Here is a 13,284-nt window from a genome sequence, read left to right on the forward strand (position 1 = left end):
AATTAGCTTTGGTCCTGAGCGCTTGATAACGCGGATACACACCAAAAAGCAAAAGACTGAAAATCTTTTGCGGCTTGGCTCGATGGCGAATAGTGTTGAACGGTCGTCAGGTTTGCCACACATTCAAGCAATGCCGTATCTCGATGAATCGAAACAGGAATCAAGGATTCGCTAAGTTCCTTTTTCAGCACCAACATGAAATCACGACCAATTTCGGTTTCTGGCTGATACTTATTCACCAAAAAACGTAATTTGTCAGAGCGAAGCAATCTCGATAGCTCTTCATGTTGTAGCCAAGATTGAAGAGTGAGATAACTCAGGGCGTCTGCCGTTACCACCACCACAATCATATCCATTGAGTCGACAAAAGATCGCACTTCAGGATCAGTAAGCTCTGCTAAGTCGGCGTGAAAAAGCAGCCACTGCTCACCACGGTTTTCGCTCACTTGCAACGTCATTTCACCTAGCATTGACAGGTAGTGAGAACGCTCGTTAAAAAACGCTTTTAACTGCTCAGAATTCAGATGGCCAAACGGTAAAAAAAGTGCACCTTGTGGGCTTTCATAACCAGCCTGGGTCCAAGGTTTATCTGAAAGAAGTTGTTTCGCCCAGCCATCTTTCTCTTCCTGCGGCAAGCCAAGATGAGTTTGCAGTAAACTGTTAGGCACCACCTCAATGGCCAGTACCTGTTTGTTTATCTTAACTAATGCTTGTGCCAAGTTCGCAGCGACGGTCGTTGAGCCACAACCACCTTTTAAACTAACAAAAAGAAGGCGTTTCATATCGCTTCAGTCTCTAAACCTGTCTGCTTAATACGCACTTGAAACAGAGCATTACGAGCACCGTTGGCTTGAAAGACCAACCACTTATTTTTAGCTTGCACGTAAGACTCGTTTTCTGTTGTTTCAATATACTTATGTTGAGTTAAGTTATAAGAAGAGTAGATCGAATTAATATCTTTTGCAGACTCAGTCACAACATTTTTTTCACAATATAACGGTGTTTAAACTGCGGTAATGGCAATCCCGCCAATTACTCTTTGCAGTATAAATTCCATTGTTAAAAAATTGACGCATCGAACTATGCGTCTCATATTTACAGAATGCTAATGAATGTGAACAGGGCTGTTTATTAGTTCACATAATTAATAAATCCCTAAATGATGTTTGACTTCAGAAACAGGGGTTATGAAGGTGAATTGTAATTATCCATTTACGACATATAAGTGCAATAAATAATTTACAGCAAAATCATATGCTTGAAAATTATTGAATTTAAACTTATAAACATCATATGAAGCATATGCTATAACTATTTTAATTTTTGATCAATTTCGTTTAATATCTTGGCGTCATTTTCTTGTCGCTAAGAAAAGTTAACATTGTAACGATTAGCATACAGCGGATTGTAAGCCACAACGCACAACGACAGTAAACTATTGAATATAAGGCCTTTTATGTCAGCAATCTCCGGGTTATCCGCTATTACTTCTGAAAAAGAGATAAGTTCTGTTTATGTAAACTTGTTTACACATAAGCAAATGGTCATTGATTATTTGTTCAGTACGCTACCAGAAAATAACAACACTTCACTTACAAGCTTTACAGACAAGGAAACTTTTTTGTCTGCATTGAATGATGAAGCCTTATGCAAATTCAATGAGTTATCCACACTCCATATTGAACAGTGTTTCTTTCTTAGCAACAAATTCACAAATAAAGCGCCGAACGCTATAAATCTTGTGAGAGACATTCGCCAAGCAAATATAAAGAAACTCTCCACATATATATTAGTAGTTCCAGATTCACTACTATCATCAAGTGATGATTATTTTGTAAGTATTTTCCTACGAAACTTAAATGAACTAGCAAATAATAAAAAACTCACTATTAGTGTTTGTATATATGGGCATCTGACGACTTCACTATTAAAGCCCATTCTTATTTCTCATAATAGATACATCGCCGGTTTGGCGACCATGACATCATTAGATGATGCTCGCTACTGCTATCTTGTGGATTTTTGGTCCAATAAACACGGTGTAATTTCCCAAGACGAATACCTTCTCTCTAACACTAAAGATAAGAAGCTAAAAGCAACGTCTTACGAAACGCATCAGCCTCGTGCCATACAGGAAGACAAATCGGATAGTGATAGAATATATATCAGCAGAGGAGCCTTCAGAGAAAGCGAGAAAGCCCCAAAAGGGATGAGTATGGCTGAGAGTAATCAAGAGCTCATAGCGATGTTAAACAACCCTCGCTCTTCAACTATTGTTTTCAGCTGTGATAACCAAAGCGAAGTTCAACAGATCGCGTTAGATTGCTACCGTGTAAGGTCCGCGTATGGCCGTCAGCTAAAGATTATTGTCAGGGAGACCCAACAATGTCTGAGATATGCAGATGAAAAGTTCTTACTTCGCTCGGGGGCAAACTTCATTTCTCACGCGCAAATCCCCCCAATGCGCTTTATGACTCAGGTTGAAGCAATTCAAGGCCAGATGCTTACGCGTCCAATTCCTGACAGTTTAGAGGCGCTCTTAAAGTATGACCTTAAGTTTGGTAGCAAAGGCTACTTACAAAACCAGGACTTTAGCCAATACTGTATTGACGTCATTTCCCACTCAACACACTCAAATGTGAACTTTGCGCTTATCAAGCTGAACTTATTACCAGGCATGACGGCAGAGGAATGTTTACGTCTTTGCCATATTCGAAGAGATGGCGACGTCGTGACAGCCTGCAACAAAGCTCTATATGTCTTGTTCAGTGCTATTCGACATAGCGATATTGACATTGCACTCAACAATATATTTGAGTTCCCAGTGAGAGACTTATTTCACTCGACTCACACGTTTGATACTCAATTAGATATCGAAACAGAGTTAAAATTCATCGTTCAAGATGAAGCCGTCATATCCGACGACGTTTCAGCTCTGGCGACAGAGAGGAAAATATTCCATAACGCCATTAATTCTATGGTTGATGTTCCTCCTTTGTTTGCTGTGAAAAAAACCATTGAGCTCAAGGAACGTTCATGAATATTAACGATTTTTTACTGACCGTGAGTATCAGTTCAGGTATTGGCCTACTCCTAGGGTACTTTCTACGTGACCTAGTAAACGCTACCCGACGCTTTTACCACAAACACTTAAAACGCTCGCGCTATTTTGAGCTAGATGCATCAGCCACTAACACCAAGAAGCTTAAGTAATGACATCGCATTCTCATGACTCTACCCCCCTCACTATAGGATTGGGCTGGTGGAACATTTACTTTATCGCAAAAACAGCGCTCTATTTTCAAGGAATCATCGATTTCCATCCAATGGAAAACTTTGCGCTGTTGATCTTCATCCTGCTTCCTATCTCGATGAAAAGCCTAAATGCGGTGCGCCATATCGTTTCATTTGTCGCCGCAGCGTGGCTCTTGCATTACGATTCTTACCTACCTCCTCTAGACCGTCTTTGGGCTCAAGCGGGACAGTTAATGCAGTTTGAATTGAGTTATCTGGTCGAGCTTTTGGGACGATTTTTATCATTCCAAGCAATACTCGGATTGCTCGCTTTGTGTGGTGCGTACTTTATTTTGAGCAAGTTTGTTAGGGTTTCAGTCTTTGTGGTTATTGCGATGATCTATATAAGTATTCCTATGACGACTGAACCTCAGACAACAGTGGCTGCAGAAGTAGCCCAACAACAGCCAACAACCGAGGTTACTGCTAGCAAACAACCTCAAATAACGGAAATTAATGATGCCAGTCTCAACACGTTAACTGCAGATTTCTTTTCTAAAGAAGCTTCCCGACATGTAACATTCGATACCAACAGCGCAATGGATGCTCCTTTTGATTTGCTGTTCTTGAGTATTTGTTCGGTCGCGTGGGATGACATCGAAATTGCAGGACTGGCTGATCATCCTCTGTTCAAAGAGTTTGACATCATGTTCGACAATTTTAGCTCCGCTACGTCATACAGTGGGCCTGCGGTCATTCGTCTGTTACGAGCCAATTGTGGTCAACAAGAACACAGTCAACTGTTCCAGCCAGCACCATCAAAGCAGTGCTACTTGTTCGAAAGTTTGAAAGAACTAGGCTTCACAGAAAATTTACTGATGAACCACAATGGTGTCTTTGATAGCTTCCTTGAATTGATCAAAAAAGACGGCGACTTACAAGGGGCTCTTATGTCTCAAGAAGGCTTAACTCCTTACCAAAAATCTTTTGATGGCTCTTCGATCTTCCGCGATAAGCAAGTATTGGATAACTGGTGGCAGCAAAGACTTAACAGTAGTGACGACAAAGTCGTGGCACTCTACAACTCAATTTCACTACATGATGGCAACAGGATCATCAATGCGAACTCAAGCACATCTATTGCTAGCTACAAAATGCGCCTTAAGAATTTGCTTGATGACCTCCACGCGTTCTTTAAAACCTTAGAGTCCTCAAAACGCAACATCGTTGTCGCTTTGGTACCAGAACATGGTGGTGGTATGCGAGGAGACCGCATGCAAATTTCAGGTATGCGAGAAATTCCTGCGCCGACAATCATTCATACACCGGTAGGAATTAAAATCTTCGGAGAAGGAATTCAGCGTCAGGGCAACACCGAACACGTAAGCGAGCCATCTAGCTATCTGGCATTGTCGCAGCTCGTTTCGAATATCCTGGATAAAAACATTTATCAAAGTAAGACGTTTAGCCCTTCAATATTGACAGAGAACCTACCAGAAACACGAGTTGTCGCGCAGAACTCAGGCTCTACTGTGATTGAAGTACAAGGGAAGTATTATGTTTCTCTTGATGGTTCAAGTTGGATTGAATACCCCGCGAAATAGCGAGAGTAAAACCATGCAATGACAAAGGCCGGTGTTTCCGGCCTTTGTCATATAAAAAACCAATAACCTCTCAAAGGTCTCAGAACTTCAATTGTCTATTGTCTATAAATAGGTAAAAATGGATCGAACATTATGCACTTAAGGGAATAACTCATGCCAATTGATTCACTGATCACCATCGGTATTTTCGTCGTTCTTGCTGTCGTTATCTTATCTTCAGCCATTAAAACGGTTCCGCAAGGAAACAACTGGACAGTTGAACGCTTCGGACGCTACACCCACACATTAAAGCCGGGTTTAAACTTGATCATTCCATTCGTTGATAAAGTTGGTCAAAAAGTAAATATGATGGAGCGCGTTCTCGATATTCCTGCGCAAGAGGTCATTTCAAAAGATAACGCTAACGTGGTTATTGACGCTGTCGGATTTGTTCAAGTGATCGATGCTGCCAAAGCGGCTTATGAAGTCAACGATTTAGAACACGCTATTAGAAACTTGACCCTTACCAACATTCGTACCGTTTTAGGTTCAATGGAACTGGACGAAATGCTGAGCCAACGCGACATGATCAACTCTAAGCTGTTGGCGATTGTTGACCAAGCAACAAACCCTTGGGGCGTAAAAGTCACACGAATTGAGATTAAAGATGTCCAGCCACCAGCCGATCTGACCGCTGCAATGAATGCGCAAATGAAAGCCGAGCGTAATAAGCGTGCGGAAATTCTTGAAGCAGAAGGGGTTCGCCAAGCTGAGATATTAAAGGCCGAAGGTCATAAACAATCAGAGATATTAAAAGCTGAAGGCGAAAAGCAGTCTGCTATTCTCCATGCAGAAGCACGTGAGCGTGCCGCGCAAGCAGAAGCAAAAGCGACTTACATGGTTTCCGAAGCCATTGCAAAAGGTGACATGCAAGCCGTCAATTACTTCATTGCACAGGGTTATACCGAAGCGATCAAGAGCATTGGTCAAGCCGAAAATGGTAAAATCATTATGCTTCCATTAGAAGCAACCGGACTAATGGGCTCGGTTGCAGGGATAGCAGAGATGTTTAAACAACAAGATAAAGAATAATTTATGGACTTTTTTAGTTTGTTGGAAGGTATCTCTTTCTGGCATTGGCTAGCGTTTGGCTTTGCTCTTTTAGCAGTTGAGCTACTTGGTACCGCTGGGTATTTTCTCTGGCTCGGGATGTCTGCACTTATCGTTGGAGCACTCATGACCGTTTTGCCAATGAGCTGGCAATTGCAATGGCTTTGCTTTGCAAGCTTCAGCTTAATCACCACCTGGCTTTGGTGGCGACGACAATGGTCTAAAGACAAGCAAGAAGACCAAGAAAGAGATCTGAACCAAAAGTACAAGCAGTTAATTGGGCGTACTCTTATCCTTGAAGAAGACTTTTCCGTCGGGCTCAATCGCATCAAGGTAGCCGATACCACATGGTCCGCACAATCGGATCAAGCACTTCCAGCCGGTACCCGCGTAAGAATCACCGATGTTGAAGGTATTATTTTAATCATTGAGCCTGATTCTAATTAATTTATGCCAAAGTAATGGGGCAAATCATGCTCCATTACTTTAATCTAAACAACTGCTTTCATTTCATTACCTTAATTAAAATCGAGAAAAAAATAAGTATTAGTAATATTATTAATACCCTACCTACCATTTCCTATTATTTAATTATTCAACACACGACAATCAATAAGATAGAAATATATCTAGGTAAATTATCGATCTAAATTTATTTTAAAAAATAAAACTTTATTGAATTATTTTTTGATCTTTTTATCCTCGGATACATACTTAACGCATAAGCATTTAAGTTGAGTGCTTTTTATTTGGTAAGTAAGAGGATGTACTATGAATAAGCTTCTCTTTTTAATGTTGTGCGGTATTTTTTCTTTTTCTTCCTTTGCCTACAACAACGGAAACGGCGGTACAACTAATTTGGGACCTATAGTCGAATGTAAGATGCCAAGTGGCGACGTTACGAATATTCCAAGTGAAATGTGTCGATTTAGAGGTGGGGAATGGGAATAGTAAAGAAGTAAGAGCTTAGTTTGATATAAGAGCCCTATTCAACCTTGCCTTTCTGCGTAGTCACGGTTTATACAAGCACGTAGATATTTAAAGTTTATATTAAGGTGATTATTATGAGATTTTTATCTGGTCTATTAGTAATATCTTTTGCCATAATTCCGTTAACCACTCATGCTAATGGTGCATCCGGTGGTCGTACGTTAGGCCCAGAGATAAAGTGTGAGTTGCCAAACGGTAATGTACATATGTTGCCACCGTTATATTGCAAAATATACGACGGCCGAGAAGTGAAATAGAAAAGGAGCCTAGCGGCTCCTTTTATTATCTAATTAAGTATTAGTGGAAGCTGTAAGGGATAAGAACTTGTAGACGTAAGTCTGTTTCATCCGCATCGCCAGCACCTGCGTACTCATCACGTTCTAGGATTGTACCGTGTAAACGAATGGTAGAACCTTTAAGCGCGCCACTTTGTAGTGAGTAAGATACTGTTGCGTTAACTGCGTATTCGCTTTCGTAATCCCAGTCACCTGATGCTCCGCTTGCTGCAGAGTCAGCGCCAGTACCGTAACCAAAGCCTAGGTAGTAGTTCCAGCCGTTACCTTGGTTGTAAGATAGACGGTTGTACCATGCTAGCTCACCCGCTTTGTTCCAGTCAGACAGCGCGTCCCACCACTGAGACCAAGTACCATTGTTCATACCATATGTATGAATAGTACGAGGAACGAAGTCCGCACGGTTATCTGTGTCTGTGTAGCGCAACTCAGACATCCAAGCTAGCTTGCCGAAAGATTGATTCAAAGATAGACCAGTGTGGAAACCTAGACCATCGTATTTCACATCATCGTCAACACCGTAGAAATCAAATGCTAGAGTTGTACGGTCACTAACAGTGTACTTCAAGTAAGCCTTGTAAGAAGTGTTGTCAGTTTCGTTGTGGTAGCTAGTTACTTGACCTGCACCCCAGTCAACACCATTTGCATATTGAACGCCAGTAGCTTGACCCAAACCAAGTTGCATAAACAAGCTGTCAGTTAGGTTACCGTTTAGGCCTAGAGAGTGTAGGTAGCTCCATGAAGTGTCAGACCAAAGCGCTGGTGCGTAATCATCTTCGTGAAGCAGCCAAGGTGCTGTAAATTGGTCTGCGCCAAAGTAGCTTAGGTTGAAATCACCAAGTTTAGCGTTTAGTTCGAAACCACGGTAAGTACCAGGTACAAAGCTCCAAACGTTACCGATTGTACCGTTACCACCAGCCTGTAACATACCGAAACGAGCATTAAAGTTTTCGTTTGCTTTGAATTTCAGCGCTGCTTTGTAAACTTTAAGCTGCTGACCATCACCTGCACCCCAGTCTAGGTTGTTACAAGTTGAGATTTCGTTACATAGGTAGCCTTCGTTTGAATTGTAAAGACTATCGTTGTAAAGATCGCCAGAGTAGTAAGCCGCAACATCTGCGCCCACCCAACCATCGTGGTAGCCAGAAGTGAAGTCTAAAATTGCGTTGTAAGAAGAGTAGTTTAGACGACTCCAACGGTCACCATTTTCACCGCCGGGCTTACCTGTTGTACGAGTTCGTGAACGAGTATCAACTATGAATAATGCATTCAGACTTGAGTCTTGCATAAATTCGTTCACTTTCTCTACGTACTCGCCACCTGCTGCACTTTCAGTAGACGCTGTAGCTGGAGCGACAGCAACAACACCAAACATTGCTGCGGTTAACGCTGAAACCTTAAAAAATTTGTCCATGGAAAAACTCCTAAAAATGGATATAGCTGTATTTTTCTATCTCACCTTTAGTTGGCCGCCGAAGGAGAGAAGTAAATTCCTGATCAAACCTCATTATTTCTAATTTGGCTTTTTTTAGTTCCTGCATACACACCGTGTATCCACGTGATTAAGACTAACTTCGCAGCTAAAAACATCCAAATGGAACTTATTTTTTTTCTAAAAAAATATGAGCCACTCCAAAGTTCCATATAACTTATTGATCCAGATCTTATTTTTAACAACATCAACACAAAACAATAAATTATTATTTAAAATCAAACACTTAAATTGAACTTAAAAGTATCAACTTGAAGTCACTCGCAGACTAAAAAAGCCAAAAAAACCAATAACCCAAGGTTCGATCTTGATCACTGAAAAGAACAAAGGCATCAATTACTCAATAAAAAAACACTTAATTATGAACAATAAAAAGCCCCGCATGCTTACCATACGGGGCTTTTAGTTATTTTTTAGCTTTTTTGAGAAGACTTAATTCATCAGTTCGAGTAAGTCTTGTTCTGTTTTAATTTCGATACCCAGTTCTTGTGCCTTTGCGAGCTTCGAACCTGCATTTTCACCAGCAAACAAAATATCGGTTTTCTTAGAAACACTACCCGTCACTTTAGCCCCCAGTGCTTGGAGGGCTTCTTTGGCTTCTGTACGCCCCAGTTGAGAAAGTGTTCCCGTTAATACTACTGTTTTACCTTCTAATGGTAATTCCCCCACCTGCTCAGTAGTATTAATCTCTGACCAATGAATTCCTTGTTCAAGCAAATCTTTAACCACCGCTTGGTTCTGTTCTTCACTAAAGAAAGTCGTAATATGTTGAGCAACCACAGCACCGATGTCTTGCACTTCAATCAACTGCTCTTCGGTAGCATTTTGGATCGCTCCCAACGTTTTAAAGTGCATTGCTAAGTTTGCTGCGGTTGCCTCGCCAACTTCACGGATCCCCAGTGAATACAAAAACCGAGGTAAAGTTGTTTCTTTGGATTTTTCTAACGCATTCACAATATTCTGCGCAGACTTTGGCCCCATGCGATCTAGTACGGTTAAAATCCCCGCTGATAACTTAAATAAGTCAGCAGGAGTTTTCACCATCTCACGATCAACAAGCTGCTCGATCACTTTATCGCCTAAACCGTCAACGTCTAACGCTTTACGAGAAACAAAGTGTTTTAGCGCTTGTTTGCGTTGGGCTTGGCAAACTAAGCCCCCCATACAACGTGTTACCGCTTCTCCTTCGATCCGCTCAACATGCGAACCACAAACAGGACACTGAGTTGGGAAAACAATATCTCGAGCTGTTTCTGGTCGACGCTCTTTGATGACAGATACGACTTGCGGAATAACATCGCCAGCACGGCGGATCACAACGTGATCACCAATCTTGACCTGCAGACGTTCTATCTCATCTGCGTTATGAAGCGTCGCATTACTTACCGTTACCCCGCCAACAAATACAGGCTCTAGTTTAGCAACAGGTGTAATCGCACCAGTGCGACCGACTTGGAACTCCACTTCATTCAGTGTCGTCATTTCTTCCTGTGCTGGGAACTTGTAGGCAATCGCCCAACGTGGAGCGCGAGCAACAAACCCCAGACGCTCTTGCACGGCAATATCGTCAATTTTAATAACGACACCATCGATCTCATAAGGGAGGGCATCACGACGCTGCAATATATCTTGGTAGTAAGCTTTTACATCCGCCAAGCTTTCAACTCGCTTAGTTTCCGGACACATTGGCAGTCCCCAAGATTTGATTTGCAAAAAGCGTTCGTAATGACTTGCTGCCAATTCTGCGCCTTGCACCACGCCTACACTGTATGCATAGAAGCTAAGCGGACGAGAAGCCGTAATACGTGAATCCAATTGTCGTAAGCTACCTGCCGCAGCGTTACGTGGATTAACAAAGATTTTCTCGCCTTTCTTCCTTGCTAATTCATTGAGCTTTTCAAACCCAACTTTCGGCATAAAGACTTCACCACGAACTTCAAGACGATTTGGCCAGTCATTACCTCTGAGTTTTAAAGGAATGGCTTTAATCGTACGCACATTCTCTGTGATGTTTTCACCCGTAGTACCATCGCCTCGAGTGGCCGCCTGAACTAATACGCCATTCTCATATAACAAACTTACGGCGAGTCCATCCAATTTAGGCTCACAACAGTATTCTTTCACACTCTGGCTGCCCACGCGCTCTTGTGCGCGCTTGTGGAAACTATCAAGTTCACTATCATCAAACGCGTTATCAAGCGAAAGCATCGGTACTTCATGTGTCACTTGGCTAAACGCAGAGAGAGGTTGTCCACCGACACGTTGGCTTGGCGAGTCTACGGTTATTAAGTCAGGGTTCTCAGCTTCAATATCCAGTAACTCTCGCATTAAACGGTCGTACTCGGCATCAGGGATCTCTGGGTTATCTTCCACGTAGTAACGCACAGCGTGGTAATGCAACGACTCTTTTAGTTCTTCTAGTCGCTGAAGTACTGATTCAGACATAGTAAAGCCCCGTGTATTTTCAATCGGTGAGGTTGGGAAATCCAAGAAAAAGGGCTCCATCCGGAGCCCTATTATTATTTGCTGTTAAGATTATGCGTTAGCGGCATTAAACTCAACTATTTGACGTCGATAAGATGCTAAACGATCTGGCGTCATTAAGTTGCGCTGGTCATCAAGTACGTTACCACCTAAGTCATCAGCAATTTGCTGCGCAGTTCGGAGCATTAAGTTGAAGTTCTGTTCAGCCTCGCCATAACAAGGCAATGTCATGAAGAATGAAATACCCTTCGTTGTAAACTCAGCAGGATCAGCATGCTCAAACGTACCAGGGTGCATCATATTAGCGACGCTAAACAGCACTTTGCCGTTACCGGACAAGTCAACATGACGATGGAAAATATCCATCTCGCCATAAATTAGACCGTTTTGTTGCATACTTTCAAATAAAGCAGTACCAACAAATGGCTCTTCACCAGCACAGTGCACATTCAATACAATCACTTGCATTTCAGGTTCTGGCTTTGGCTCTTCCTTAGGCTCTGCAACGACAGGCTCACTAACCGTTTCGACTTGCTGTTCTTTCTCCGTAATATCAAACGCGGCGGGAATAACGTCTTCTTCCACAGCAGGCTGGAATGGCTCTTCAGCTACTGTTGCTTGAACAACAGGCTCAACGTCCTCTTCTTTATCTTTTTCTGCAACAAATGAAGGGATGTCATCCGGCTCCTGCTGCGTCTGTTTGACTTCAGATGGACCACCGAATAACGGGTCAGATTCAAACTTGTTGTCGAAAGAGCTCGCCATCCCAAAATCTGGTTCTTTGCGATCTTTGCGAATGATCTCAAAGTCATCTTCAGGAGCGGGAGCGAAGTCTCGTTCTTTCGCAACAAGATCATTTTTGTCTTCTTGGTCAACATCCAGCTTACCAAGTGGCTTGTTACCAAACTTTGCTTTGCCTTCTTTTTTACTGCTCCATAAACCATGAAACAGTAATGCCGCGATGGCTAATGCGCCAACAACAATGAGTACGAATCGCAATTCCTGCATTATTTACTCTCAATATACTTGTTTTTACTACTCGCAGTTCCTTGAGCAGCAACCCAAGTGCAATAAATCTGAATGATACGTTTACTTTACCAAAACTATATGTAGATTTAGAACAACTTAATGCAAGAAGTTCCGTTTTTTGTTGTGATTCTTGCCACGATTCCACTTAACAAGACGTCATTTGTCAGGGCATTGAAAGAAAAGTCCTCACAGGTACAATGAGTTTTCATTTACACGAAGCCAAAATAGACATGAAGCAAAACAATCAGCAGAGAACCGGGTTCGGTTATTTTCTATACGGGATACAATTGGCACTTGCCCCTAAAATCAGGCGCTTTGTCATCTTACCTCTACTTGCAAATATCTTGCTTGTAGGTGGTGCCATCTTCTATCTATTTTCAAACCTTAATATATGGATAGAAGACTGGATTGGGCAGCTGCCTGAGTTTTTATCCTGGTTAACTTACATTCTTTGGCCTTTACTCGCTCTGACAATACTCGCTACCTTCTCCTATTTTTTCAGCACACTCGCGAACTTTATCGCCGCGCCATTCAATGGCCTCTTAGCTGAAAAAGTGGAAGAGTACTTAACGGGACAAAAAGTAAATGATGATGGTTTCACTGCCGTCCTGAAAGATGTTCCTCGCGTTTTAGCTCGTGAGTGGAGAAAGCTCCTTTACATATTACCTAAAGCAATAGGCCTATTCCTATTATTGCTCATCCCTGCCCTTGGACAAACAGTAGGCCCATTTTTATGGTTTATCTTTACCGCCTGGATGCTCGCGATTCAATATTGTGACTACCCGTTTGATAACCATAAAATCCCATTTAACGACATGCGTTACAAATTGAAACAAAAGCAAGGTAAGGCCTATGGCTTTGGGGTATTGGTGTCTGTGTTTACGACGATCCCAATTTTGAACCTCATTGTCATGCCTGTAGCAATATGTGGTGCAACCGCTATGTGGGTCGCGGAGTTTAAGCACCAACGATAGTCGATTAGAGATGAAGGAAAGGGATCAGCGCCAGCTTTTCCCTTTTCTTTTATCAAGTTCTGGGCCAACCTAATAAGATATAACTTTTTAATCCT

At 42.1% G+C, this 13,284-nt stretch carries 10 protein-coding genes; 6 read left to right on the forward strand and 4 right to left on the reverse strand.

Annotated elements, in window-relative coordinates:
* Window positions 1-2: 2 nt before the first annotated feature.
* Window positions 3-782, reverse strand: coding sequence for a cellulose biosynthesis protein BcsQ (gene bcsQ / locus R7Q48_RS11265; RefSeq protein ID WP_021484815.1), 780 nt, complete (start codon window positions 780-782; stop codon window positions 3-5).
* Window positions 783-1,456: 674 nt separating this feature from the next.
* Between bcsQ and bcsE the strand changes: the two genes are divergently transcribed.
* The 5 genes from bcsE to R7Q48_RS11290 all read left to right on the forward strand — a co-directional run bounded on the left by bcsE (window position 1,457) and on the right by R7Q48_RS11290 (window position 6,374).
* A complete protein-coding gene (bcsE, locus tag R7Q48_RS11270) occupies window positions 1,457-3,040 on the forward strand; it encodes a cellulose biosynthesis protein BcsE (RefSeq protein ID WP_213912461.1) in 1,584 nt (527 codons plus the stop codon).
* Window positions 3,037-3,213, forward strand: a complete 177-nt coding sequence (locus tag R7Q48_RS11275; RefSeq protein WP_256903184.1) for a hypothetical protein — start codon at window positions 3,037-3,039, stop codon at window positions 3,211-3,213. Before bcsE ends, R7Q48_RS11275 begins: the two co-directional genes overlap by 4 nt.
* Window positions 3,213-4,838, forward strand: coding sequence for a cellulose biosynthesis protein BcsG (bcsG, locus tag R7Q48_RS11280; protein ID WP_213867053.1), 1,626 nt, complete (start codon window positions 3,213-3,215; stop codon window positions 4,836-4,838). Before R7Q48_RS11275 ends, bcsG begins: the two co-directional genes overlap by 1 nt.
* 153 nt (window positions 4,839-4,991) lie before the next feature.
* A complete protein-coding gene (locus R7Q48_RS11285) occupies window positions 4,992-5,909 on the forward strand; it encodes an SPFH domain-containing protein (RefSeq protein ID WP_005382060.1) in 918 nt (305 codons plus the stop codon).
* 3 nt (window positions 5,910-5,912) lie between these two features.
* Complete coding sequence (locus R7Q48_RS11290; protein ID WP_017634826.1) at window positions 5,913-6,374, forward strand: NfeD family protein; 462 nt, start codon at window positions 5,913-5,915, stop codon at window positions 6,372-6,374.
* A gap of 840 nt (window positions 6,375-7,214) precedes the next feature.
* Here R7Q48_RS11290 and R7Q48_RS11295 read toward each other — a convergent pair.
* From R7Q48_RS11295 to zipA, 3 genes are all read right to left on the reverse strand, one after another.
* The gene (locus R7Q48_RS11295) at window positions 7,215-8,624 is read right to left on the reverse strand and encodes a hypothetical protein (protein ID WP_005382055.1); all 1,410 of its coding nucleotides are present in this window, start codon (window positions 8,622-8,624) and stop codon (window positions 7,215-7,217) included.
* 510 nt (window positions 8,625-9,134) lie between these two features.
* Complete coding sequence (gene ligA, locus R7Q48_RS11300) at window positions 9,135-11,147, reverse strand: NAD-dependent DNA ligase LigA (protein ID WP_318132284.1); 2,013 nt, start codon at window positions 11,145-11,147, stop codon at window positions 9,135-9,137.
* A 90-nt stretch (window positions 11,148-11,237) separates the two neighbouring features.
* A complete protein-coding gene (gene zipA / locus R7Q48_RS11305) occupies window positions 11,238-12,194 on the reverse strand; it encodes a cell division protein ZipA (RefSeq protein ID WP_262657661.1) in 957 nt (318 codons plus the stop codon).
* Between the two features lie 251 nt (window positions 12,195-12,445).
* Between zipA and cysZ the strand changes: the two genes are divergently transcribed.
* Window positions 12,446-13,189: a sulfate transporter CysZ gene (cysZ, locus tag R7Q48_RS11310; RefSeq protein ID WP_031780324.1), complete on the forward strand. Its 744-nt coding sequence runs from the start codon at window positions 12,446-12,448 to the stop codon at window positions 13,187-13,189.
* Window positions 13,190-13,284 lie beyond the last annotated feature (95 nt).

This window comes from Vibrio sp. 378 (genome assembly GCF_033339435.1).